Raw genomic sequence first — 22,955 nt, forward strand, 5'->3', positions numbered from 1 at the left:
CCGAGGTGTGCGCCCTTCAAGGCGGCTCGGGGGCACGCCCTCAAGGGGGCTGGAGAGCGCGACTCCGCAAGGACGGTTGGGGAGCGCGCCCCCTCAAGGCGGTTCGGAAGTGCGTCCCTCAAGGGGGCTGGGGAAGTGCGCCCTCAAGGGGGCTCGGGAGGGGGAACCCTCAAGGGGGCTCAGCGCGCGACTCCGCCGAGGCGGCTCGGGGGCGGGGCTCAGCCAGGGCGCCTGAGGAGCGTGACTCCGTGGGAGACCTGGAGAGCGTGACCCCGCAGGGGTGGCCAAAGGGCGGCGTTTCGAGTCTTCAAGAGCGACGGGCGCTGCGGCGCTGCACCCCTCAAGACGCCCCGACCAAGCCGGACAGCATGGCCCGGTCAGTCGAAGAGGGCGGACAGCGCCTCCTCCTGGCTCAGCGCGGCGCCCTTGGCGAAGTGCGCGGCGAACGCCTCGGCCCCCAGGAACCCCGTGACCCCGGCCGCCACCCTGGCGACGTCGCGGTCGCCGGTGATCGTGGTGCCGCGCAGCGCGGCGCCCACCCCGAGCAGGTACGCCGCCCGCTCGGCCGCCCCTTCGAGCAGCGCCGGCCCCGCCAGGCCCTCGGCGACGTCGGCCACGTCCGTGTACACCGCCCCGCGCGCCAGCCGCAGCGCCTCGGCGTGCCGGCGCCCGGCCTCCGCCAGGTCGCCCTCGGCCTCGGCCAGCCGCCCGAGCGCGGTGTGGGCGAACGGCCTCATGCCCTCGGTCACGTACGCCCCCGAGACGGCGGACTCCAGCGTCGCCGTGTAGCGGGCCCGGGCCTCGTCGAGGTCGCCGGAGAAGCGGGCCAGGTCGCCCCATCCCAGTTCGAGTGCCGGCACCGAGCCGGACATGCCCGTCCGCCGGGCCAGCTCGGTGGCCTGTTCGAGGTCGGCGCGGGCCCCGGCCAGGTCACCCTCCCGCACCAGCCCCGCCGCCCTGCGGCACAGCACGTCCATCTGCTCGTCCGCCGAGCCGAACTGCCCGTGCAGGTCGAGGGCCTGCGCCCAGAACCGTCTCGCTCCCGCCCAGTCGCCGCGCCAGCTCGCGATCATCGCAAGCCATTCGAGGGCCTGCGCCATGCCCCAGCGCTCGCCGAGGCCGCGGAAGCGCGCCAGTGTCTCCTCCAGCCGGCGCTCGCCTTCGCCTGGCCGGCCCTGCAACAAGGCGATCAGCGCCTCGCCGAGCATGAACACGGCCTGGCTCCACGGATCGGAGTCGAGCAGCCGCCCCCGCCCCTGGATCGTCGCCGAGTCGACGGGGCCCGCCGTCATGCCCCACAGCACGGCCAGGAACGGGTGGCGCAGCTCGCGGTCGATCGATCTCATGATCTCCGCCGCCCGTGCCCACCGCTCGGGCGGCAGGTCGCGTACGGCCAGCAGCACGCACAGGACGTACTCCTCCTCCAACCCCTCCAGCGGCTCACCGCCGGTCCGGTCGAGCAGCCGCACCACGGAGGAGGTGATCTCGCCGCGCCGCCCGCTCAGCCACCAGTACGCCGCCAGCGCCCCGACCAGCCGTGACGCCGTCTCCGGGTCGTCCTGGACGGAGTGCCGGAGCGCGGCCTGCAGATTGTCGTGCTCGGCGGAGAGCGTGGCCAGCCAGTCGAGCTGCTCGGCCCGGCGCAGCCACGGGTCGGCACGCCGCGCCAGGTCGAGATACCAGGCGGCGTGCGCGTCGCGTGCCTGCCGCTGGTCTCCCGCCTCGGCGAGCCGTTCGGCGCAGAACAGGCGGATGGTGTCGAGCATGCGGTAGCGCCCGCCGTCGGCCTCGACGAGGGACTTGTCGACCAGGTCGGCCAGCACGTCGCCGTCACCGCAGACGCTCTCGGCCGCCTCCAGCGACGCGCCCCCCGCGAACACCGAGAACCGCCTGGCGGCCTCCCGCTCCTCGGGGCTGAGCAGGCTCCAGCTCCACTCGACCACCGCGTGGAGGGTGCGGTGCCGGGCCGCCGCCGTGCGGTCGCCGCGGGAGAGCAGCTTGAAACGGCCGTGCTCGTTGAGCCGGGCGGCGATCTCGGGCCCGGTGAACGTGCGCAGCCGGGCCGCGGCCAGCTCGATGGCCAGAGGCAGGCCGTCCAGCGTGGCGCAGATCTCGGCGACCTCCGGGCCGATCGTGAACCCGGGCCGGACGGCCGCGGCCCGCTCGGCGAACAGGCGTACGGCGGGATAGGAGAGCGCGTCGGCCGGGTCGGTGCCCGGCGGCGGCACGGCGAGCGGGGCGAGGGGGACGAGCGCCTCACCGGTGAGCCCCAGCGGCTCCCGGCTGGTGGCCAGGATCGTGAGGCCGGGGCAGGCGTCCAGCAACCGCCGGGCCAGCTCGGCCGCGGCGGCGATCACGTGCTCGCAGTTGTCGAGGACGAGCAGCAGCGGCTGGTCGGCGAGCGCGGCGACGAGGCGGTCGACCGGGTCGGGACGGCCCGCCGCCGGCGCCTGCAGGCCCGCCTCGCGCAGCCCGAGCGCGCCGAGCACGGCCAGCGGCGCCTGCGACCCGTCGTCCACCGGCGACAAATCGGCGAACCCGGCCTCACGCCCGGGACCCGCACGGTGGGCGGCCTCGACGGCCAGGCGGGTCTTGCCGGTGCCGCCGGGACCGATGATCGTGACCAGCCGGGCGTCGCCGAGCGCGGCGATCCTGGCCAGCTCCTCCTCCCGGCCGATGAGCTGGTTGAGCGGAGCGGGCAGCCGCCGCCTCGGGGCCTGCTCCCGGTGCTCCTCGCCGCGCAGGATCGCCAGGTGCAGCTCCGCCAGCTCCGGCGCCGGATCGGCGCCCAGCTCGTCGGCCAGCAGCCGGCGTGTCTCGTCGTAGACGGCCAGCGCGGCCGCCTGCTGCCCGGAGGCGTGCAACGCCCGCATGAGCAGGCCGCGCGGGCGCTCGCGCAGCGGATGGGCCGCGACCAGGTCGCGCAGCTCCGCGACCGGGGCGCCGCCGGGCAGGGCCAGCTCGGCCTCCGCGAGGTCCTCCCTGGCCGCGAGCCGCGCCTCCTCCAGGCGAGCCGCCTGCGGCTGGGCGAACGGCGCGTCGGCCACGTCGGCCAGCGCGGGCCCGCGCCACAGCGCCAGCGCCTCGGTCAGCAGCCGGGCGGCCCGCTCGTGCTGCCCGGCTGCCAGCGACTCGCGGCCCTCGCGGGCCAGCCGCTCGAACCGGTGGGCGTCGACGTCCTCCCGGTCGACCGCCAGGAGGTAGCCGGCGCCGTGGAACTCGACCAGCCCGGCCGGCAGGTTGCGGCGCAGCCTGGAGACGTGGGTCTGGATGGCGTTGGCCGCCCCGGCGGGCGGGTCGTCGCCGTACTGGCCGTCGATGAGCCGCTCCACGCTGACGAGATGCCCGGCGTCGAGCATCAGCAACGCGAGCAGCGCCCGAGGGCGTGGCCCGCCGACGGCTACCGTCTCGCCCCCGGCCGTGCGCACCTCAAGGGGCCCGAGAATTCCGAACTGCACGCCGCTGATTCTGCCGGGTGCGCCGACCGGAACGCATCGGACCGGCGCCACCCTGTGGACAAAGGCCCGGACGCCGCAGCGGCCTGTGGACGGAGCCGCCGCTCTGTCGACAAGGGCCCGGCCGTGTCAGCGTCCTGTGGACGGCGGCCGCGGGATGGGGACGCCCAGCGAGGGGAGGTCGGGCGGGGCGGGGGAGGCGAAGGCGTCCGTCAGCATGACCGAGACCGTGTACAGGTGCCACAGGACGTCCATCCGGGCGCCGGGCGCTTCGCCGCCGACGATGTGCGCCTCGTCCACGACGGCCGCGAGCCCGTCCCCCTTCAGCGCCCCGTGCGCCTCCACGATGCCCGCGCGCATCAGGCCGAGCAGTTCCGGCGACGGATCCAGCCGCCAGTTCCACGGCTTGCCGGCGGGGACGGGAGCGCCGGGCTCAGGAGCGGCCTCCCTACGGACCGGCAGCCGGAGCCGCAGCCGCAGCCGTTCCGCCGGCGTGGGGTCGCGGGCCTCGGTCGTGAAGCGCCAGGGGCGGCCCTCCACGGGGACGTCGCGCAGTTGGGGCGCGAAGGCGCCGATCACCCCGTGGATCAGCGCCTCGGAGCGCCGCCACAGCGGGTCCATGCTCAGCGCGGTCCGTACGACCAGATTGTCGAGGAACGGCGGGACGGGGTTCTGCGCGCGCAGCAGCGACGCGCGGGAGGCGGCGTGCCAGCGGCCCACCCGGTACGCCAGGTACAGGTGGTCGAGCGCGCCGGGGCCGTCCTCGCGACAGCGTTCCTGCCACGGGGACGCCACGGCATGGGCGTGCTCCCTGCCCGCCCTCGTCAGCACGTCGGCGTTCCTGCCGAAGAGGGCGTCCACCCTGCGCCTGATGGCCTTCGGGTCCGGATCGGCCTGGTTCTGCAGGAAACCGCCGCGCAGGACCTCCCCGCCGTGGCCGGACATCCGCGGCGTCGGGTCGTACCGTGTGCCGCCGGGGATGTTCTCGTACGCCGAGATCATCCCCTCGCAGGCGAACAGCGTGTTGTGGGTGCGCACGCGCGGATGCGGCACGATCAGCTCGGTCCCGCCCGCGGAGCGTTTCGGCCGGGAGACGCTGTGCCGCACGCCGAGCGCCTCCGCGACGCGCCCGGCGAGCACCACGTCAGGGCTGTCGTCGTGCCCGGAGGTCGCGGTCACGAAGGGGATGCCCGCCTTGTACAGCAGCGCGGCGAGGAGACGGCTGTCGCGGCCCCCGGTGAGCGACAGACGTACCGGTTCCGCGGTGTCCCGCAGCGGGCGCACGGCGGCGAGTAGCGCGTCGGCCAGCTCGTCGACGTGGGCGCGCGCCGCGCGCCTGGAGGTGGGCGCCGCCCGCGGTTCCGGGGGCGGGCTCACGGTGATGACGCGCCGGCCCGCCGAGATCGTGATCTCGGCCGCGCACGGCAACGCGCCGACCCCGCGGAACGGCGTCTCGTCGGAGAGGAAGTACCCCGTCCTCACCATCGACTCCAGCGCGGGCAGGTCCCAGACGATCTCGGGCCGGCGCGACGCCGTCTCGGCCGCCCGGGCGGCGAGGTGGACGAGCAACGCCCGGCTGCCCACCACGTGGACGTCCGCGGTCTCGGCGTAGAAGACCGGGCACGCGCGGGTGAGCCCCGTGGCCGCGCCGACCTGCCCCTCACCGGCCCGGAAGAGCGAGAACACCCCGCCGGTACGGACGACGGCCTCCCCCAGCCCGGCCGCGGCCAGCAGCCGGTCCACGTCGCCCGGATCGGCCAGATGCCCGGTCAGGCCCGCCACCCGGCCGGCCCCCGAGCTCAGCGTGGGCGGCCCGTGCCCCTCGGGCTCGTTGGACCAGGACAACAACGCCGTGTCGCCGGCGGCCGACCGCCATCCGCTCGCGGTCACGGTCGCGGCCGGCACCGGGAAGGCGCGCGTGATCGCCTCACGCGCCGCCTCCAGCACCACGGACGGCAACGGCACGCCCGCGCGCCTGGCCGCCAGCGCTAGATGGACGCGCAATGCCACCTCCCGGGGACGGGACGGGCGGCGGCGTTCGGTGGAGCGGTCATGCGGTGGGTGTCCTTTCGATGGCCTACACCCTTTACTCCGCCTTGATCCGCGATCACGTTCACGCCCGCGGGCTTATGCCTGTTGAACAGGGACGGCAGTCGCCTTGCCCTGCGCCCGCCCTCGATCGCCCCGGCGGGCGGACCCGACCGCACCCCGACTTCACGCACGAGTTCTTCAAGCCGTACGCGATCACCTTCGACTACGGCGGGTGACGCCGCGGGCTACCGTTGCCCGCCATGAACGACTTCGTCTCCCTCCCCTTCTACGACCTCTTCCAGGAAGACGGGCACGTACCGGTCATCCGCGAGAAGCTGCCCCCGCTCCTCGCCGGAGTGCGGCGGAGCATCCTGGAGATCGGCGCGGGCACCGGCCTGATCACCACGTCGCTGGCCGCGTGGACACCGGCTGAGGTCTTCGCCCTGGAGCCCTCGGCCGGGATGCGCGCGATGCTGCTCTCCCGCCTGAGCGACTGCCCGGAGCTGCTCGAACGGGTCACCGTGCTCCCGTACGACGCGCTGGGCCTCGACCTGGACGAGCCGGTCGAGGCCATGGTGATGATCAACGTGATGTACGCGCTGGAGCCCGGCTATCGCGGGCGGCTCTGGCCCGTGCTGGCGTCCCATCTGGAGCCGGGCGGGCTCCTGGTCTTCACCTGGCGGCCCGGTGGCGCTCCCGGGCCGCGCCCCATGCGGGAACTGACCTCGCGCCGGGTGGGCCGCCACACCTACCGGGTCTCGTCGGAGATCCTGGAGTCGGACGACGAGTCGTGCAAGACCCGGTATGTGTACCAGGTCGTGCAGGGCGACAAGATGATCGAGGAGCAGGAGGTCGTCGGCCACGCCTACCGTCCCGTCCGGGAGACGATCCAGGGGGAGTTGGAGGGGGCCGGTTTCGTCCAGGCCGACGCGCCCGGGGGGCTGCTCGCGTGGCGGCTCGCCTGAAGGCTCTCCTCGCCTGACGCCCTCACGTCTTCCTGAGCCCCTGGGCCGAGCAGGAGGCGAGCGGGTTGGGCGAAGGGGTCCCACTTGATGGTGACGAGCCCCCCATGACGCGCGGACAGTCTGCGGCGGAGGTCCTGGTCCAGGATGTCCGTCTCGACGACGCCCGGTTGAGTTCCGGTTCGATGCCCATGCCGAAGACCTCGGGTTCGTCGATGGCGCCTGCACCGTCCTGCATCAGCGCGGTCAGCGCGGCCTGGCTGTTCTCCGCGGGCCGTACCCGGGGAAAGATCGTGTAGGGGACGGACTTCCCGTCCGAGCGGTTCACCCCCGAGATCGGCGGGGCGGCGAGCTCGCGCCCCCGCGCGGTGACGTAGGGGGCGACGAGCCGGTACGGCTCGTGCAGGACGTACGGCGGGGCGAGATCGTACGGGTAGGTCCTGGCCCGCCGCTCGGCGGCCTCCAGGCCGCGCAGGAACGGCCCGATGCCCTCGTACGACCGGAGCATCACGGGGGACACGGGCTGGTAGTAGACCTCCACCGCGTCGTCCGTCGCCGGCTGCACGATGATCCGCCACTCGTCCCGCAGGAATTCCGGCGCTGCCGTGATCGCGTAGACGGCCAGCAGCGTGGAGATCATCTTCAGGCGCATGGGCGACGAGTGTAGATCACGGCAACACGCGGGCGAAGTGTCGGTCATTCCCGATACGGTCGCTCGGCATGATCATCCATGGCAGGCAGGTCGTCCTGGCCGGGCGGTTCGGGCGGGTGTCGAAGGACGAGGCCAAGCGCGGTCTGGAGGCGTTGGGCGCGAAGGTGACCGCGTCCGTCTCGGCGAGGACGGACCTGGTCTTCGCCGGGGCGAAGTCGGGGGCCAAGGCGGGTCCGGCGGCGGTGCGCGGCGTTCCGATCCTCGACGAGGACGCGCTGGTGGCCGTGCTCGAAGGCCGCGAGCCCGGCACTCCGCCGCCGTCACCGCCCTTCGCCGGCGTTCCTGACGGGCGGATGGGCCCCGGCGAGGCGCTCGACGTGCTGCGGAACGCCGACTGGTCCGCGTTCGTCCCGGAGCGCGACACCGTGCCGCTGCGGGACGCCCTCCAGGCCCTGGAACGCGCCCACGGCGTCACCGACGCGCATCGCCTCGCGACCGCCCGGCTCCGCGACGCGAACACGGCTGGGGGTACGGGCGTGCTGCTGCGCCACTCCGACGTGCACCACAGCGAGCTGAACGGCCACGCGCTCAGCCCGGACGGCCGCCACCTCGCGGTCGGAAGCCGGACCGGCGACGACTACGACCGGGGCGGCGTCCTGCAGATCTTCGAGGTCGCCACCGGCCGCTGCGTCCACGCGATCGACGGCGTCATGGGCGGCATCGGCTTCGACGGCTACGCGCGCAGCATCCAGTGGTCGGCGGACGGCACGCGCATCGCGCTGGAGTACGACATCAACGCGACCGGCGTCTGGGACCCCTTCGGGACCGCCCGCGAGCCGCTCGCCGACGCGTTCTTCCTGGCCTCCGGCAGGCCGCTGGGCATGGCCTTCGCCCCCGACGGCAGGCGCGCGCTCGTCCACGGCGGCGAGTCGGAGATCCTGGGCGACGTCATCGTGGCGATGCACGAGGGCTCGGTCGCCGGGCCGCCGGACGCCCACCCGGAGGGCACGGCGCCGATCGAGTTCGGCGGGTCCCTGCCCGAGAGCTGGGGTGACGAGTCCCCGCCCAGCCTCGGCCGGGCGTTCTGGTCGCGCGACGGCTCCCGCGTCTACGGGGAGGTGCGCGAGGAGTACGCGGCGGTCTCCCTCGACGTGGAGAAACGGCAGCTCACCTGGATGCTGCGCCTGGAGGAGGATCAGGACGCGGCCCCGCCCGAGTGGAGTCCGGACGAACGGCTCCTGGCCCACCAGCGCGACGGGAAGCTCGTCATCGCCGACGCGCTGACGGGGGAGACGACGGCGGAGCTCGCGGGCTACCCCGGCGCCGACCTCCTGTGCTGGGGGCCGGGCGGACGGCTGGCGGTGGTCGATCCGGCGGGCGGCACCGTCGGGATCATCGACGGGACGGCCGGCGAGCACCGCCACGACCTCCGCGTTCAGGCGGCCACCTCCGACCCGCGCGGCTGGGACGCCCGGTCGTGGGCGTGGTCGCCGGACGGCGAGCGGGCCGCCTGCGTCACCGCCGAGGGCCGGATCGAGGTCTGGTCGCTCGGCGAACGTCCGGAACGGCTGCGCGTCCTGGACGGCGTCCGGCGCACGGTCAACGGCTGCGACCACGGCTTCGGCCTGGAATGGGCCGCCGACGACGTGCTGATCGCGATCGGCTCGCACGCCGTACGCTTCCTGCGCCCCGAGACCGGCGAGATCGTGGCCGACCACTCCTTCCACCACACCCCGCCCGCCCGCCGCCCGCTCCTGCTCGCCGGCCGCGACCTCGGTGACCGGCTCCGGCTCGACCCGACGTTCGCGCTGGACGCGGACACCTGGGCGGTGGCGTTCGAGGACGGCACGGTCATCGCGCCGCCCGGCCGGGACGACCTCGCGGAGCTCGACGCCCGGCTCTGCTGGTCCGTCGCCCGCCGCTTCGCCTGGCCGTTCCGCTGGGGCGAGCAGAAGGTCTTCCCCGATCCCGCTCACGCGGGGGTGGGGGCGGCCTCCCGGGTGACCGAGGGGCTGCTGGCGCCGTTCCGGGGACGCGGCAGCACGGCGGAGACGGCGGGGACGTGGCCGCCGCCCGACACCGCCACCGTCGCCGACCTGGTCACCGTGGTCCGGGGCACGCTCGTCGACCTGGCCGCCCGGGACTCGGTCGTCCTCGGTGAGTGGATCACCGGCACGCTCCAGCAGCTCGCGATGATCCACGCGAGGCGCGGCGAGGCCGCCGAGGCCCGGAACCTGGCCCTCGCGATGCCGGAACACCCGCGACGGCTCGGACACCTCGCGCGGGTCGCCCTCGTGCTCGGCGCGGCCGGGTTCGGCGCCGAGGCCGCCGCCGTCTTCCCCCGCGCCGACCACGAGCCCGGCGCCGCCGACCGTCCCACCGGCGACTGGTTCAAGGATGTGAACCGCGCGGCGGACCTGGCGGCGATCGCCGGGGCCTGCGCGGTCCTGGGCCAGGAGGAGCGCTCGGAGCGGTGGTTCGCCTCCGCGCGCGAGCTCGCCGACGCCCACCGTTCGAACTGGGGAGCCCGCCTGCCGCTGGTCTGGGCGCTCGCCGAGTGCGGCCGGGAACAGGAGGCCCGCGTCGTGCTGGACGAGGGCGTGGGCACGCCGGGAGGTCTGGACGCCGGCGTGCCCTGGCTGGTCTGCCTGCTCAGGCGGGGTGAGACCGAGCTGGTGCGTGAGTTGATCGAGGAGCGGGGCAGTCCAGACCGGTGCTGGTTCCACGACTGGGCGGCGGCTCGCGCGCTCACCGCCTACGGGCAGCCGGACCTGCTCCGGCTGTGGGGCGACATCAGGCGGGCCTGGGTCGAGGACCACCTGCCGGAGGCCGAACGGATCGCGGCCGAGGGCAGGTCCACCGGTCCGACCGCCGCCCAGCTCGCCGACCTCGCCACCCGGCACGCCGGGCTCGCGAGCCTTTCCAAAGCGGCCAGGCTTCGCGAGTCCTGGGGCGTGGCCCGGAAGGCGGCGGAGTACGGCCACATCAGCGCCGTGCTCGACCTGCTGCCCTGGACGCGCGAGCCCGACAAGTACGGCGGGCTGGGCAGCGACGCGCGCACCTGGGTCGCGCGCAGCGCCCTGCGGATCATCACGATCGGCGTGGACGTGGACGTCTGGTGAGCGGGCGCTCCCCGGTGGGCGCGGGCGGGCTCACTCCGGCTCGTTCGCGGCCTCGCCGCCCACGGTGAACGGCGTGGTGACCCCCTCGTACATCAGATGAGCGACCAGCCCCTCGGCCGCGTGCGGCAGGTTGTGGCAGTGGTCCATCCAGATGCCGGGGTTGTCGGCGACGAAGGCGATGTCGTACGACTCGCCGTTGCCGACCTCCAGGGAGTCCATCCACCACGGGCTCCCGGTCGCCCGCACGCCGTTCCTGCTCAGCACGACGGCGTGGTGGCCGTGCAGGTGCATGGGGTGCGACTCGCCGCTGTGGTTGGAGACGCGCATCCGTACGACGTCGTGCTCGGCGACCATGAACATCGGCACGTCGGGGAACATGTGGCCGTTGACGGTCCACCAGACCCCCGGCATCCCGTCCAGGAAGCCCGGCCGGCGCCCGATCTCGTAGGTGAAGCGGCGATCGGCCCGTTCGGCGTCGAAGCCGACGGGTTCCGGCGCGCCGTAGGAGAGCAGGTCCAGCTTCTTCGCCGGCCGGGGCGCGGGCGGCGCGTCGTACGATCGCGAACCGAGCACGACGCCGCCGGGGCCGCCGATGTGCACCCGCACCGGCGATCCGTCCGCGGGCATGGTCACCTCGATGTCGGCGCGGCCTCCGGCGGTGACCATCACGGTGGCGTCGCGCACGGGGGCGGGCTCGTTCACCTCGGTGCCGTCCACCGCCACGAGCCGGAACGGCGCGCCGCCGACCCAGGCCGGCGTCTCGCCGTTCTCCGTGTTGATCACGCGGACCCGGACCTTGTCGCCGGGACGCGCCGCCACGCGGACGTCGCCCTCCCGGCCGTTGACCGTGCGGGCTCCGTCGTACAGGTGCAGCAGCGCCACGACGTCGACCGTCCCGGTGGGCGGCCGCCGCGCCGGGGCGACCACCAGCGCCCCGAGCAGACCCCGGCGGACCTGCTCGTGCGACACCTGGTGGGAGTGGTACCAGAACGTGCCCGCCTGGCCCGCGACGAAGCGGTAGGTGTGCGACCGGCCCGTGCCGACCGCGTCCTGGGTCACGCCGGCCACCCCGTCCTCGGCGTTGGGGACGTCGACGCCGTGCCAGTGCAGCGTGATGCCGCCGGGCACCGACTCGTTGACGAGCCGGACCTCCACCAGTTGCCCGACCGTGGCGTGGATGGCAGGGCCGGGGGACGTGCCGTTCAGCGTGTACCCGTCGACGGAACGGCCGGTGGGCAGCCGGAACCGCTGCGCGCGTGCGACGAGGGTGAGCGCGACGTCGGCCGTGCGGTCGCGGTCGGCGGTCAGCGACGTGACACTGCGCGCCGTCGCGGTGTGGCCAGTGTGTCCGGTGTGTTCGGTGTGTCCTTGTGCGGCCGTCGTGAGGTGGGAGCCGTGGCCCGAGCCGGTCGCGTGGCTCGGCGGGCGCGGCGAGGGGCCGCCCCCGTAGTCCGCGTACCCCATGTCCATGACGGAGTACGCCGCCGGCATCAGGCTGTCCTGCCAGAGCCATACCAAGGGGCCGAGCACGGCGATGGTCGCGGCGCCCGCGACGGCGAGCCGGAGGCGGGCGCCACGACGATGAGTGTCCTTCATGCGGGATGCGTCAGCCCGCGGTCCCGAGACGCGGCTCCGCCGGGGCGGCCACGGCCACGCCCCGGTCACGGCGCGCCGCGTACAGGGCCGAGGTGAACAGCAGCAGCGCGTTGATGCCGTGCAGGGCGCCCAGCGCGGGGATGTCGTGGCCGAACAGGCCGAGCGTCACCTGGACCGCGACGAGCAGCAGCACCAGCCCGGCCGCCTTGACCGCTCCCGGCACCCGCGCGAAGAACGAGGAGATCAGGAGCAGCAGCGCGATCACCGGGATGACCATCATCCCGTTGATGCCGTGCACCATGAAGCCGATGACCTCGGGGAACGGGGACGCCTCGCTCTCCATGACCGTCTTGTCGAGCACGCCGCCCTGCCCGACCCATTTGCCGAGGCCGGCATCGCCGAAGACCATCACCGACGCCTGCACGGCGACCTCGATCGCGACGAGGTAGGCCAGAACCTTGTAGACGATTCTCATGCCGGACTCCCCACCCTGGGGCTTGCGTTGCGGGCCATGCGATCCCCTCCTGCTCCGGTCAGCGTGCGTCCGCGCGCACGCTGGTGCCTCTACCGGCGAAGGTAGGCAAACCGACTTGGCGAACTCTTGTGAATGAGTTGCAACGCTCCGCGACGGGGCCGGGCTGAGCTGCTCGTACGTCGATCCGTCCGACGATCAGGCGCCCGGAGGCGCCTCTGGGCGGGCCCGTTCGGCCTGGCTCTGCTGCCACTCCTCCATGACCTGGCGGAATGCCTTGTCGACGAGGAGAAGGAGCTTGGCGGAGGAACCGAAGCGGGCGCCCGCCGGGGTCGTGACCCCGAGAATCTCGGCTCCGCGCCGCGACGCGGCCGCCAGGGCGCCGTTCATCTGCAGAGCCGCGAGGATGGACCGGAGCCAGATCTCGTCGTCGGCGACATAGCGTTCGCGCCGCGCCCCCGGAACCCGTTCGCGGCGGAGCATTCCCTGCTGTTCGAGGAACGCGACCGCGTGCGAGATCGACGCAGGGCTGACGCGAAGCCGCTGGACCAGGTCGGCGGCAGTGAGAGCGCCGGAGTCGGTGATGTACAGGCAGGCCAGCACCCTGGCCTCCATCCGGGGCAGGCCCTGCTGGACGAGGAGAGCGGTGAAGGACTCCGTGAAGTCCTGCACCGCCCGGGGGTCGCGCCCATGGCCGCCGTCGGGGACGGGCGGCGCCGGAGGCTGGGCCTGCTTCTGTCGGCGCGCCCGGTGCCGCGTGGCCTCCTGCGCCTGGTCGGCTCCGTAATCGTCGGGTCCGCCGTTGCGGGTCACCTCCCGCATGATGGTCGACGCGGGCCGTCCGAGACGCCGGCCGATCTCCGCGTATCCGAGTCCCTCGGCCAGCCCGGCAGCGATGAGCTGACGGTCCTCGGTGCTGAGTCTGCCTCCGGGCATCGGTGCTCGTCTCCTGTCTGCTCTGCCGCGCACACGCTCACAGTATGCATTCACCCGGACCCCATTGCAATGCACGCCCATTGCATTCAGTATCACGCTCATTGCAAAGCGGCCCGAGTGAATCGCCTTCTCCAGCATGAACGGCTCGTCTTTGCGCGTTGACCATTCTCTAAACGCAATGTACTGTCGCAGTCGTTCAGAGATTTGCGAACAGGGAGATGCGTGATGGGACACGGCAACAGCGGCTTCTCCGAGGCCGGGCTGGACAGGCTGCGTGAGGTGCTGGCACGGCACGTCGATTCGGGGAAGATTCCCGGACTTGTCGCCCTGTTCAGCCGGGATGACGAGACGCACGTCGAGGCCATCGGCACGATGCGGCATGACGGTGGCGCGCCGATGCGCCGGGACACGATCTTCCGGATGGCCTCCACCTCCAAGCCGGTCTCGATCGCGGCCGCGATGGTCCTGCTGGACGAGTGCCGGCTGCGGCTGGACGACCCGGTGCAGGAGTGGCTGCCCGAACTGGCCGACCGGCAGGTGCTCAGGCGCATCGACGGGCCGCTGGACGACACCGTGCCGGCCCGGCGGCCGATCACCGTGCGGGACGTGCTGACCTCCACCTTCGGGCTCGGCATGGACATGACGTCGCTGGGCACCCCGATCATGAACGAGGTCTTCGCGCGCGGGCTCACCCCCAACCTGCCGACGCCGATGCCCGAGCCGGACGAGTGGATGCGCCGCCTCGGTGAGCTCCCGCTGATGCACCAGCCCGGACAGCACTGGCAGTACCACCTCAGCAACGACCTGATCGGCGTGCTGGTGGCCAGGGTCAGCGGCCAGTCGTTCGAGACGTTCCTGCGCGAGCGCATCTTCGACCCGCTCGGGATGAAGGACACCGCCTTCCACGTGCCCGACGACAAGCTCGACCGGCTGCCGCCCCTGTACGCCCCCGACCCGCAGACTGGGGAGTTCCTGGTGTGGGACGAGGCCAAGGGCGGACGCTGGAACCTGCCTCCGGTGTTCCCCGGAGGCGGCGGCGGGCTGGTCTCCACCGCCGACGACTACCACGCCTACTTCCGGATGCTGCTCAACGGCGGGACGCACGGCGGCGCTCGGATCCTGTCGCGGCCGGCGGTCGAGCTGATGACCACCAACCGCCTGACCCCCGAGCAGAACGCCGCCCGCGACGCCATGGCCCGCGACAACGTCCACATCTCGCACGGCCAGGGCCAGCACGGCGGCTGGGGTCTGGGGATGGCGGTGCGCACCTACCGCGGCGACTACGCCTCGGTGGGCCAGTTCGGCTGGGACGGAGGAAGCGGCTCGGCGACCTACGCCGACCCGGCCAAGCGGCTGACCGGGATCCTGCTCACCCAGGTCGGCGCGTCCACCCCGGATTCGATGCGGCTCATCCACGACTTCTGGACCACGCTCTACCAGGCGATCGAGGACTGACGCCCCGGGGATCGGATGGACCCGCACTCCTCCGTCAGGCATGCTGGTTTCTCCGGACGGAGGACTGGGATGGCGATCGGATTACCCGAGATCATGATCCTGGCGATGTGGGCCATTCCGCCCGCATTGTTCTTCTTCATCCTCTACTGGGTGATCCGGCTGGCGATAAGGCATGAGAAACGCCGGCTTGAGTGAAAGGGGTTGTTCTGCGCACGCGGAGGCTTCTCGCGGACTGGTTCTGGCGAGTGGACGCGTGCTTTTCTCGGCCCCCTGGGGTGGCCCCCAACCCTCAGCCGATGGCCGCCCCCAGGCGGCGCGCACCGTCGATGAGTTCGCTCGGGTCGGCCACGGCGGCGAAGCTCAGCCGGACGAAGGCGCCCGGCGCCTCGGCGGCGAAGAAGTCCTGACCCGGGTCGACGGCCACACCGTGCCGCCTGGCCACCTCGGCGGCGTCGTGCGCGCGGCCGGTCTCAGCCCACAGGTGCAGTCCACCCGCGGGGACGCGAGCCACCTGCCACTGCGGCACATGTTCGGCGAGCGCCGCGGCGAGAGCGGCGCAGCGCTCCCGCAGCGCGCCCCCCAGCGCCCGCAGGTGCCGGTCCCAGGCCGGCGAGCTGGTCAGCTCAAGCGCGGCCTCCTGCAGGGGGCGGGCGATGAAGAAGTCGTCGACCAGCCGCATCGCGCGCAGCCTGGCCATGACGGGGCCGCGGGCCACCAGTGCGCCGACGCGCAGGCTGGGCGAGGCCGCCTTCGTGAGCGACGTCACGTACACCACGGTGCCGTCGCGGTCGTCGGTGACCAGCGGCGGGGGAGGCGGCCCGCCGTGGCCGAGCAGGCGGGCGAAGTCGTCCTCCAGGACGAAGGCGCCGCTCGCGCGGGCCACGTCGACCACCTGACGGCGTCGTTCGGGTGGCAGCACCGCGCCGGTGGGGTTGTGGAACGTCGGCTGGCAGTACAGCAGGCGGGCGCCGGTCATGGCGAAGGTCTCGGCCAGCAGGTCAGGGCGCAGGCCGTCGGCGTCCATGGGCACCGGCACCGGGCGCAGGCCGGCGGCGCGGGCGGCCGACAGGGCTCCGGGGTACGTGGGCGATTCCACCAGCACCTGATGGCCGGGCGCGGCGATGGCGCGGAATGCCATCGACAGCGCGCTCTGGCCCCCGCCGGTGATCAGGACGTCGTCGGGATCCACTCCGGCGGTGCGGGCGAAGACCGCGCGCAGCGGCGCCAGCCCTTCGACGGGGGCGCGGTCCCAGGCATCGGGACGGCGTGCGGCCCTGGCCATCGCCGCGGCCAGAGCCCGTACCGGAAGGAGCGAATGGTGCGGATATCCCCCGGACATCGTGGTGGAGCCGGGCGGGGGCGGCCCGAGCAGGTGGCGCACCGACGCCGTGTCGATGCTGCGATCCCCCAGGGCCACCGCCTGCCACGAGGTGTCGGCGGACGCCGCGCCGGACCGGCTCCGGCGGGGCGCGACGAACGTACCGCTCCCGGGACGGGTCACCACGGCGCCCTCGGCCGACAGGAGCGCGAAGGCGCGGGTCACCGTCACCGGGCTCACACCGTGGCGGCGCACCAGCTCGCGGGCGCTGGGCAGCCGGGCGCCCGGCGGGAGGCCGGAGATCTCCGTCCGGAGCCTCGCTGCGAGCTGCTCGATAGTGTTACTCTCGTGCATGAGAGACCAGAGTAACGTTATTGACTTCGACGCGGAAACGCTCCACGCTCTGCGGGCGGACGCACCCGCCTGCGAGTCGGTCATCCACTTCAACAACGCCGGCTGTGGTCTGCTGCCCAAGCCGGCTCTCCAGGCGATGATCGACCACCTGGAGCTGGAGGCGTCGATCGGCGGTTACGAGGCTGCTGCCGCCCGCAAGGTCCAGGTGCGGGACTTCTACGCCGCGATCGCCGACCTCATCGGCTGCCGTCCCGAGAACGTCGCGTTCGCGGGCAGCGCCACCCACGGCTACAGCAAGGCGCTGTCGGCCATCCCCTTCGAGCCCGGCGACGTCATCCTGACCACCCGCAACGACTTCATCTCCAACCAGATCGCCTTCCTGGCGCTGCGCAAGAGGTTCGGCGTGGAGATCGTGCACGCGCCCGACCTGCCCGACGGGAACGGCGTGGACGTGGCCGCCATGGCGGCGCTCATGCGCGCCAGGCGCCCGAGGCTGGTGGCCGCCACGCACGTGCCCACCAACTCCGGCCTGGTCCAGCCGGTCGCCGAGATCGGCCGCCACTGCCGGGAACTCGACCTGCTCTACCTGGTGGACGCCTGCCAATCAGCCGGGCAGTACCCGCTCGACGTCGAGGACATCGGCTGCGACCTGCTCACCGCCACCTGCCGCAAGTTCCTGCGCGGGCCGCGCGGGTCGGGATTCCTGTACGTCTCCGACCGGGTGCTCACCCAGGGATACGAGCCGTTGTTCATCGACATGTACGGCGCGCGCTGGGTCGCGGGCGACCGCTACGAGCCGGTGCGCGGCGCCGCCCGGTTCGAGGAGTGGGAGTTCCCGTACTCCACCCTGCTGGGCTGCGCGGCGGCCACGCGCTACGCCCTGCGGGTCGGGCTGGAGCGCATCTCCCGGCGCACCCCCGCGCTGGCGGCGCGCCTGCGCGACCACCTGGCCGCGATTCCCGGGGTACGGGTCCTGGACCGAGGGCCGGAACTGGCCGCGCTGGTCACCTTCGACGTGCAGGGCTGGCGCCCGGAGCCGTTCAAGGCGGCCATGGACGCCCGCGGCGTCAACTCCGCGCTGAGCTTCCGCGAGTTCGCCCAGTACGACTTCGCCGACAAGGACGTCGAGTGGGCGCTGCGCCTGTCGCCGCACTACTACAACACCGAGGAGGAGGTGGACACGGTGGCGGCGATGGTCGCCGAGCTGGCCCAGCACGGGCCCCGATGACCGTGCCTCGGCTCCCCACAACGGCCACCTCCCCGGAGCGCACCCCGGAAGTCACGCGTCACGGCGGGCGCAGGTGCTCGAACGCGACGTCGTGCCGCTCGGTCAGCCGCCGGGCGATCAACGAGCGGTGGCACGCCTCCGGGTCGCGCTCGACGCAGAGCAGCGCCGCGGTCCCGCCGCTCGGCAGCGCCGACACGATCGGCGTGAGGTCGGCTCGGTCGAGGATCTCGGCGGTGTAGCGGCGGGCGTACTCGGCGGCGAGCTCGCGGCGCGAGCGCTTGCCGACCCCGAGACGGTCGTCCTCGGCGTACTGGAGCCGGCGTAAATCGGTGGTCGGGGCGAGCTCCAGGTGGTGCTCGTAGGCGATCCCGGCCTCGGCGAGGGCCGCCTGCAGCCGGCGAGAGTTCGCCCAGGCGTACTCGGGTCCACGGACACCGCGGCGCTGGCGTACGTCGAGCAGCAGACGGACGTCCGCGTGCCGCAGTCGTCGCAGGAAGGACTCACCGTCGAAGCCGTAGACGCCGATGGTCACCATTCTGAGCACCCGAAATCACCCACCTGTCTCCTGCTCGTGCCGCCTCCGGCAGCCCTGCCGGAGGCGGCGAGGTCGCGTCACGCGACGGCGGTCCCCTCAAGCTCGACCATCAGGTCGGGGATCGCCAGCCGGGTCACCCCGAGCATCGTGGTGGACGGCGCCACCCCGGCGGCGCCCAGCCGCGCCGCCAGCACGCCGTAGTGCTCGAAGAGCCGATCGACGTCGGTGGTGTAGACGTTGAGCCGGACGAGGTTCGCGAGGGACATGCCGGCCTCGCCGAGCACGGCCTCCAGGTTGTCGAGGCTCAGCGCCAACTGCGCCGCCATGTCATCGGCATGCTGGGGCTTGCCGTCACCGCTCATCGCGGTCTGTCCGGAGCAGTACAGGGTGCGGGTGTGCCCGGAGACGACCTCACCCTGGTTGTACCCCATCTCCACCGACCACGCCCACGGGTTGACCGCCGTTCGCTCCATTGCCTCATCAGCTCCGTTCGCAGGTGATTCGTCTGTTGATCGCGCTGATGAGCCTCCCAACAAATCACGACATCCTGTGTCGTGTATTTCGGTAGATTTCTCGCATGCGCGCCGACCGGCTGGTCTCGCTGGTGCTGCTGCTGCGGCAGCACGGCCGGCTGTCCGCGGCCGCCCTGGCCCGCGAGCTGGAGGTGTCCACCCGCACCGTGCTGCGCGACATCGAGGCGCTGTCCGCAGCCGGTGTCCCGGTCTACGCCGAACGCGGCCGGCACGGCGGTTTCGCGTTGTTGCCCGGCTTCCGTACCGAGCTCACCGGACTGAACCCCGACGAGGCCCTCGCCCTGCTGGTCGCCGGATCGCGGCGCGGCGCGCAGGCATTCGGCCTCGGCTCGGCGCTCGCTTCGGCGATGCTCAAGGTGGTCGACGCGCTGCCCGAGAGCTATCGGGCCACCGCGGCCGGCGCGGCCGAGCGATTGCTCATCGACCCGGAGACCGACCTGCTCTCGCGTCGGCTGGCGGCTGAGGAAGTGCCTGACGCCGTGGCGGCCGAGATCCTGCGCGCGGTGTTCACCGGACACAAGCTGCAGATCCACTACGCGGCCGTGGGGCAGACCCCGAAATGGCGCACGGTGGATCCGATCGGCCTGGTCACCGTACGCGACCAGGGCTACCTGTTGGCCACGAGGTCCGGCGCGGACCGCACGTACCGGCTGTCCCGGGTCCTGGCCGCCGAGGAGCTGCCCGAACCCGCACAGCGACCGGACCGGGTCGATCTGGACCGGGCCTGGCAGGAACGCAGCACACGGTTCCGGGCCGGCGGCGACCAGGTCACCGTACTGGTGCGGCTGAATCCGGCGCGGCGGGAGGACCTGGTGGGCACCGCGCTGGCCGTCCTCGCCGAAGAAGCCGAATCGGACGGCTGGCTGCGGATGGAGGTGACCTTCCAAGATCCGAGGCATGCCGCATGGGCGCTGTGGCAGCTCGCCACGAACGCGGAAGCCCTGTCCCCGCCGTGGCTGCGCGACTCCCTGCGCGACCGCGCCGCCGCGCTCGTCACGCGCTACGGACCGTCATCCTGAGCGTTTCACCACGCTCCAGATCGTGGGGTCGAAGTCCTCGATCTCGCCGTAACATGCGGCCGGCGCGCCGTGGTGCGCGGCCCAGATCTGGTTGCCGAAATCGAAGTGCCACCATTCATCGGCGTCGCACCGGAAACCGGCGCCCGTCATCGCGTCCCGCAGTATCCGCCGGTTGTTCCGGACGGCCGGGTTCCGTGCGTTGTCCTCGAAGTAGAGGGCGGCTGACTCCGGCCCGAAATGGTCATACGGCGTGCCCATGTCGAGTTCGCGCCCGTGTGCGTCGAGCAGGGTCAGATCCACGGCTCCTCCGGTGGCGTGCGGAGGGATGCGCCGCGAGCTCCCGGGGTCGGTGACGAAGACCTCCGCCTTCTTGCGCAGCTCGTCTTCGCTGGCGTCCGGATGGCGCGTCCGCAGGGTGGCGAGATGGTCGTCGAAGATGGTGCGCTGCACGCGTCTGGGGCGGTAACCGTCCCATATCTTGAACGTCAGCGGCGCCAACGCCCGCTGGATGTCGACCAGCAGTTCGGCGACCGCCTGCCGGGCGAACATCGCGTTCGTCGGCGACAGGCCGCGGTGGAAGTAGGAGGGGTGGCATTCGAACGGATAGCGCGTCAGATCCGTCAGCGGATCCCCGTTCTCCCGGAGGGTGACGTGCTCGAACTCGGCCGCCGTCATGAGCGTGCCGCCAGCCGGCAGATGCGCTCGCACAGCTCGGGGAAGGAGATGCCGGCCGCCTGCGCCGACTGCGGGAAGAGGCTGGTGGCGGTCATCCCGGGAAGGGTGTTGGCCTCCAGGCACCAGATGCCGCCCTTGTGGTCCATCCGGAAATCCACCCTGCTGTAGGCGCCCAGCCTGAGACTGTCGTGCGCGCGCACGGCCAGGTCCCGCAACTCCTTGTCCACGGCGGCGGGGATGTCCGCGGGGAAGATCTCCAACGCTCCGCCGGCCTGGTATTTGGCCGCGTAGTCGAAGATCTCGCGGCTTTGCGTCCTGATCTCGCCCACGGCCAGCGGGCTTGCGTCCAGGACGCCGACCACGAATTCGCGTCCCGGCACGAACCGCTCGACCAGCACGTCCGCATCACGCAGGCGGGCGGTGCGTACGGCATCGTCCAGATCCTTCCGGCCTTTGACGAGGGTCAAGCCGATCGAGGATCCCTGGGCGTTGGGTTTGACGATGACGGGGCCGTCGAAGGCGATGTCGCCGGGATCGGCGCCAGGCCGCAGGAGGACCCATTGCGGTGTGGGGATCCCCGAGGCGCGCAGCAGTCGTTTGGCGATGTCCTTGTCCATCGCGACGGCGCTGGCGAGGTGCCCGCTGCCGGTGTAGGGCAGGCCGGCCGAGTCGAGGACGGCCTGGACGACGCCGTCCTCACCGGCCCCTCCGTGCAGGGCGAGGAAGACCACGTCCACGCCCAGCAGTTCCTCCACCAGCCTGGGGGCGAGTGCCGCGGTGGGCAGCCTGACCGGGTCGGGTGGCACCGGTGCCACCTTGGCCCGCATCACGCGTTCCACGTCGGCCGGGCTGAGTCTGCCCTTGGCGAGGTCGAAGGCCTCCACGCGATGCCCGAGCCCGATCAGGGCGGACATGATCTGCGCGGCGCTGGCCACCGAGACGTCTCGCTCCGCGCTGATGCCGCCGAAGAGCACCGCCACGCGCATGGGTTTCCTGGGCGGAGTCATCGGACTGTCTCACTTTCGAACTCTCGGATGATCGCGTGGAGGTCGTCATAGAAGTGCATGGCGTCCTCCAGGACGAGGACGTCCGTCTGGATGGGCACCGCGTCGGCCCATGCTTTGGCCATGTAGGCGTGGAGCGACCGGACGAGATCGCCGGGCACCAGCGTCGGGTCACCGACGATCGCCGTCATTCCGGCGTTGCGCAGATGGAGTGCGGCGATGATCGCCTGCTTGCCGAAGACCGGGTGGGGGTCGACGAGGGCGACATGGGCGGCCGTGACCAGACGGCCTTTGCGGCGGATCACCGTCTCGAAGGTGACGCTGTCGACGACATGGAACGCGTGGCACTCAGCCGGTGATCCATGGCTCACCAGAACAAGAGGGATATAGGTCAATGCACGACAGTCCTTCAAAGCCTCAGGAATGCCCGGTAAGACAGCCGGACGGGGAGCCGGCGTGCACACCCCGTGCCTGAATCCGTGGATCCGGCCCGCACGCCGGTTCTTCGCGTGACTCGAATATGAACGCCCTCGTTTCTCTATAGTGAAATCTTCCGCCATTATAGAGGAATCGGCGATCTTGCGACACTCGGCAGACGCATCGAGGTGTCGCGGCACGACCGGAGCCCTGCTCGAAGGCGATCACGGCGAAGGGGAACGGCACCCACTGGCCGGTGGCGCTCGGCATCCGCCGAGGCGAGGCCCTTGGACTCCGCTGGCAGACCGGGCGCCGATGAATTTCGGGCGGCAGTGTCGTCTAAAGCATGAGCGACAGGCCACAGACGCCGCGGCCACGTGAGCGTTGTGGCCTGGGACACGCACATGGTCCCCAGACGACCCGAGACCACGGAGTTCTGATCATGCGGAAGCTGATAGCGACAGTGTTCAACTACTCCCTCGACGGCCTTCTCGCCGACGAGGGCACCGAGTTTTGGAAGTTCTGCTTCGACCTGCCCGAAAACAGTGAGCCCGACGACCGGGCGCACCTCGACTTTCTCCAGAGCGCGTACGCCCACGTCATGGGCCGCACCGCCTACGAGAGCATCGCCGCGGGCATGGCGACGTCCACCGACCACCCGTTCGCCGGCATCCTGAACGCCGGACGCAAGATCGTCTTCTCCAGGACCCTGAAGTCGGCCGACTGGGCCAACACCACTATCGCCGCGGGTGACACGACAGAAGAGATCGACAAGCTCCGGCTGGGCGGCGACGGCCACATCGTAGTTTGGGGCGGCGTCAGCCTCTGGCGGTCGCTCATGCGGCTCGACCTGATCGACGAGCTCCAGCTGAGCATGTTCCCCTACGTTGCGGGCGAGGGCACCCGGCTGTTCGACGGCGTCCCCAAGTCCTACCAGCTCGACCTGGTCTCCAGCACCGCCTCCAGCAACGGGATCGTCTATCTGCTGTACCGGCGACACCGCTGACCCAGCGATCGGACATGCACAACGAGCGGCAGTCACGCGAGCGGTACACCCATGTCGCAACCCTCCAGATGAGGGACGCCGGCGACCGCATGGACTCAGCTCTCTGGTCTCTGAGGCTCCGTCTGACACGCAGCCGCAACCCGCAGTCCCCAGACATCAAAAGGCTTTTCCCCTGTACGGGGAAG

Annotated in this window: 19 protein-coding genes; 7 read left to right on the forward strand and 12 right to left on the reverse strand. The window is 72.2% G+C overall.

Annotation, left to right across the window (positions count from 1 at the left end; all coding sequences use genetic code 11):
- Positions 1 to 377 precede the first annotated feature (377 nt).
- Both HTZ77_RS18410 and HTZ77_RS18415 read right to left on the reverse strand, forming a co-directional pair.
- Positions 378 to 3,458 carry a BTAD domain-containing putative transcriptional regulator gene (locus HTZ77_RS18410; protein WP_175590856.1) on the reverse strand — a complete coding sequence of 1,027 codons (3,081 nt, stop codon included), beginning with the start codon at positions 3,456 to 3,458 and terminating at the stop codon, positions 378 to 380.
- 126 nt (positions 3,459 to 3,584) lie between these two features.
- Positions 3,585 to 5,459: an adenine nucleotide alpha hydrolase family protein gene (locus HTZ77_RS18415; RefSeq protein ID WP_175590857.1), complete on the reverse strand. Its 1,875-nt coding sequence runs from the start codon at positions 5,457 to 5,459 to the stop codon at positions 3,585 to 3,587.
- 287 nt (positions 5,460 to 5,746) lie between these two features.
- On the opposite strand from HTZ77_RS18415, the gene HTZ77_RS18420 reads away from it, so the two are divergent.
- Entirely contained in the window at positions 5,747 to 6,451 is a 705-nt protein-coding gene (locus HTZ77_RS18420) for a class I SAM-dependent methyltransferase (RefSeq protein ID WP_175590858.1), read from the forward strand.
- Between the two features lie 22 nt (positions 6,452 to 6,473).
- Here HTZ77_RS18420 and HTZ77_RS18425 read toward each other — a convergent pair whose 3' ends face one another.
- The gene (locus tag HTZ77_RS18425; RefSeq protein WP_175590859.1) at positions 6,474 to 7,100 is read right to left on the reverse strand and encodes a hypothetical protein; all 627 of its coding nucleotides are present in this window, start codon (positions 7,098 to 7,100) and stop codon (positions 6,474 to 6,476) included.
- A gap of 68 nt (positions 7,101 to 7,168) precedes the next feature.
- Here HTZ77_RS18425 and HTZ77_RS18430 point away from each other — a divergent pair, with 68 nt between their 5' ends.
- Entirely contained in the window at positions 7,169 to 10,222 is a 3,054-nt protein-coding gene (locus HTZ77_RS18430) for a WD40 repeat domain-containing protein (protein ID WP_175590860.1), read from the forward strand.
- Positions 10,223 to 10,252: 30 nt separating this feature from the next.
- Here the strand turns inward: HTZ77_RS18430 and HTZ77_RS18435 are convergent, their stop codons facing one another.
- The 3 genes from HTZ77_RS18435 to HTZ77_RS18445 all read right to left on the reverse strand — a co-directional run bounded on the left by HTZ77_RS18435 (position 10,253) and on the right by HTZ77_RS18445 (position 13,226).
- Entirely contained in the window at positions 10,253 to 11,818 is a 1,566-nt protein-coding gene (locus HTZ77_RS18435) for a multicopper oxidase family protein (RefSeq protein WP_175590861.1), read from the reverse strand.
- A gap of 10 nt (positions 11,819 to 11,828) precedes the next feature.
- The gene (locus tag HTZ77_RS18440) at positions 11,829 to 12,293 is read right to left on the reverse strand and encodes a hypothetical protein (protein ID WP_175590862.1); all 465 of its coding nucleotides are present in this window, start codon (positions 12,291 to 12,293) and stop codon (positions 11,829 to 11,831) included.
- A 195-nt stretch (positions 12,294 to 12,488) separates the two neighbouring features.
- Positions 12,489 to 13,226 carry a GbsR/MarR family transcriptional regulator gene (locus tag HTZ77_RS18445; RefSeq protein WP_175590863.1) on the reverse strand — a complete coding sequence of 246 codons (738 nt, stop codon included), beginning with the start codon at positions 13,224 to 13,226 and terminating at the stop codon, positions 12,489 to 12,491.
- Between the two features lie 225 nt (positions 13,227 to 13,451).
- Between HTZ77_RS18445 and HTZ77_RS18450 the strand changes: the two genes are divergently transcribed.
- Both HTZ77_RS18450 and HTZ77_RS47525 read left to right on the forward strand, forming a co-directional pair.
- Positions 13,452 to 14,681, forward strand: a complete 1,230-nt coding sequence (locus tag HTZ77_RS18450) for a serine hydrolase domain-containing protein (RefSeq protein WP_175590864.1) — start codon at positions 13,452 to 13,454, stop codon at positions 14,679 to 14,681.
- 69 nt (positions 14,682 to 14,750) lie between these two features.
- On the forward strand, positions 14,751 to 14,876 hold the full coding sequence (locus HTZ77_RS47525) for a hypothetical protein (RefSeq protein ID WP_268960038.1): 126 nt from the start codon (positions 14,751 to 14,753) through the stop codon (positions 14,874 to 14,876).
- A 94-nt stretch (positions 14,877 to 14,970) separates the two neighbouring features.
- On the opposite strand, the gene HTZ77_RS18455 is transcribed toward HTZ77_RS47525, so the two are convergent.
- On the reverse strand, positions 14,971 to 16,353 hold the full coding sequence (locus HTZ77_RS18455; RefSeq protein ID WP_175590865.1) for an aminotransferase-like domain-containing protein: 1,383 nt from the start codon (positions 16,351 to 16,353) through the stop codon (positions 14,971 to 14,973).
- Between HTZ77_RS18455 and HTZ77_RS18460 the strand changes: the two genes are divergently transcribed.
- The gene (locus HTZ77_RS18460) at positions 16,352 to 17,581 is read left to right on the forward strand and encodes an aminotransferase class V-fold PLP-dependent enzyme (RefSeq protein WP_175590866.1); all 1,230 of its coding nucleotides are present in this window, start codon (positions 16,352 to 16,354) and stop codon (positions 17,579 to 17,581) included. The genes HTZ77_RS18455 and HTZ77_RS18460 overlap by 2 nt on opposite strands.
- A 58-nt stretch (positions 17,582 to 17,639) precedes the next feature.
- Here the strand turns inward: HTZ77_RS18460 and HTZ77_RS18465 are convergent, their stop codons facing one another.
- Both HTZ77_RS18465 and HTZ77_RS18470 read right to left on the reverse strand, forming a co-directional pair.
- The gene (locus HTZ77_RS18465; protein WP_235994886.1) at positions 17,640 to 18,116 is read right to left on the reverse strand and encodes a DUF488 domain-containing protein; all 477 of its coding nucleotides are present in this window, start codon (positions 18,114 to 18,116) and stop codon (positions 17,640 to 17,642) included.
- Positions 18,117 to 18,193: 77 nt separating this feature from the next.
- A complete protein-coding gene (locus HTZ77_RS18470) occupies positions 18,194 to 18,589 on the reverse strand; it encodes a RidA family protein (RefSeq protein ID WP_175590868.1) in 396 nt (131 codons plus the stop codon).
- Between the two features lie 104 nt (positions 18,590 to 18,693).
- Here HTZ77_RS18470 and HTZ77_RS18475 point away from each other — a divergent pair, with 104 nt between their 5' ends.
- Positions 18,694 to 19,668 (forward strand): helix-turn-helix transcriptional regulator, encoded by a 975-nt coding sequence (locus HTZ77_RS18475; protein ID WP_175590869.1) that lies wholly within the window; start codon positions 18,694 to 18,696, stop codon positions 19,666 to 19,668.
- Here HTZ77_RS18475 and HTZ77_RS18480 read toward each other — a convergent pair.
- The 3 genes from HTZ77_RS18480 to HTZ77_RS18490 are packed head-to-tail and all read right to left on the reverse strand — an operon-like array spanning position 19,660 to position 21,742.
- Positions 19,660 to 20,343: a M15 family metallopeptidase gene (locus tag HTZ77_RS18480; RefSeq protein ID WP_175590870.1), complete on the reverse strand. Its 684-nt coding sequence runs from the start codon at positions 20,341 to 20,343 to the stop codon at positions 19,660 to 19,662. The two genes, HTZ77_RS18475 and HTZ77_RS18480, sit on opposite strands and share 9 nt — an antisense overlap.
- Positions 20,340 to 21,329, reverse strand: a complete 990-nt coding sequence (locus HTZ77_RS18485; RefSeq protein WP_175590871.1) for a D-alanine--D-alanine ligase family protein — start codon at positions 21,327 to 21,329, stop codon at positions 20,340 to 20,342. The genes HTZ77_RS18480 and HTZ77_RS18485 overlap by 4 nt, the downstream gene beginning before the upstream one ends.
- Before the next feature lie 17 nt (positions 21,330 to 21,346).
- The gene (locus tag HTZ77_RS18490; RefSeq protein WP_175590872.1) at positions 21,347 to 21,742 is read right to left on the reverse strand and encodes a hypothetical protein; all 396 of its coding nucleotides are present in this window, start codon (positions 21,740 to 21,742) and stop codon (positions 21,347 to 21,349) included.
- A 464-nt stretch (positions 21,743 to 22,206) separates the two neighbouring features.
- Here HTZ77_RS18490 and HTZ77_RS18495 point away from each other — a divergent pair, with 464 nt between their 5' ends.
- Positions 22,207 to 22,770 (forward strand): dihydrofolate reductase family protein, encoded by a 564-nt coding sequence (locus HTZ77_RS18495; protein ID WP_175590873.1) that lies wholly within the window; start codon positions 22,207 to 22,209, stop codon positions 22,768 to 22,770.
- Positions 22,771 to 22,955 lie beyond the last annotated feature (185 nt).

The sequence above is a fragment of the Nonomuraea montanisoli genome (genome assembly GCF_013363975.1).
Lineage (GTDB): Bacteria > Actinomycetota > Actinomycetes > Streptosporangiales > Streptosporangiaceae > Nonomuraea > Nonomuraea montanisoli.

Excerpts from the sequence above, each read along its gene's own strand:
- HTZ77_RS18445 (WP_175590863.1), bottom strand. The coding sequence starts at position 13,226 with ATGCCCGGAGGCAGACTCAGCACCGAGGACCGTCAGCTCATCGCTGCC.
- HTZ77_RS18425 (WP_175590859.1), bottom strand. The coding sequence starts at position 7,100 with ATGCGCCTGAAGATGATCTCCACGCTGCTGGCCGTCTACGCGATCACG.
- HTZ77_RS18450 (WP_175590864.1), top strand. The coding sequence starts at position 13,452 with ATGGGACACGGCAACAGCGGCTTCTCCGAGGCCGGGCTGGACAGGCTG.
- HTZ77_RS18470 (WP_175590868.1), bottom strand. The coding sequence starts at position 18,589 with ATGGAGCGAACGGCGGTCAACCCGTGGGCGTGGTCGGTGGAGATGGGG.
- HTZ77_RS18475 (WP_175590869.1), top strand. The coding sequence starts at position 18,694 with ATGCGCGCCGACCGGCTGGTCTCGCTGGTGCTGCTGCTGCGGCAGCAC.
- HTZ77_RS18430 (WP_175590860.1), top strand. The coding sequence starts at position 7,169 with ATGATCATCCATGGCAGGCAGGTCGTCCTGGCCGGGCGGTTCGGGCGG.
- HTZ77_RS18455 (WP_175590865.1), bottom strand. The coding sequence starts at position 16,353 with ATGCACGAGAGTAACACTATCGAGCAGCTCGCAGCGAGGCTCCGGACG.
- HTZ77_RS18420 (WP_175590858.1), top strand. The coding sequence starts at position 5,747 with ATGAACGACTTCGTCTCCCTCCCCTTCTACGACCTCTTCCAGGAAGAC.
- HTZ77_RS18435 (WP_175590861.1), bottom strand. The coding sequence starts at position 11,818 with ATGAAGGACACTCATCGTCGTGGCGCCCGCCTCCGGCTCGCCGTCGCG.
- HTZ77_RS18460 (WP_175590866.1), top strand. The coding sequence starts at position 16,352 with ATGAGAGACCAGAGTAACGTTATTGACTTCGACGCGGAAACGCTCCAC.
- HTZ77_RS18465 (WP_235994886.1), bottom strand. The coding sequence starts at position 18,116 with ATGGTGACCATCGGCGTCTACGGCTTCGACGGTGAGTCCTTCCTGCGA.
- HTZ77_RS18485 (WP_175590871.1), bottom strand. The coding sequence starts at position 21,329 with ATGCGCGTGGCGGTGCTCTTCGGCGGCATCAGCGCGGAGCGAGACGTC.
- HTZ77_RS18480 (WP_175590870.1), bottom strand. The coding sequence starts at position 20,343 with ATGACGGCGGCCGAGTTCGAGCACGTCACCCTCCGGGAGAACGGGGAT.
- HTZ77_RS18495 (WP_175590873.1), top strand. The coding sequence starts at position 22,207 with ATGCGGAAGCTGATAGCGACAGTGTTCAACTACTCCCTCGACGGCCTT.
- HTZ77_RS18440 (WP_175590862.1), bottom strand. The coding sequence starts at position 12,293 with ATGAGAATCGTCTACAAGGTTCTGGCCTACCTCGTCGCGATCGAGGTC.
- HTZ77_RS47525 (WP_268960038.1), top strand. The coding sequence starts at position 14,751 with ATGGCGATCGGATTACCCGAGATCATGATCCTGGCGATGTGGGCCATT.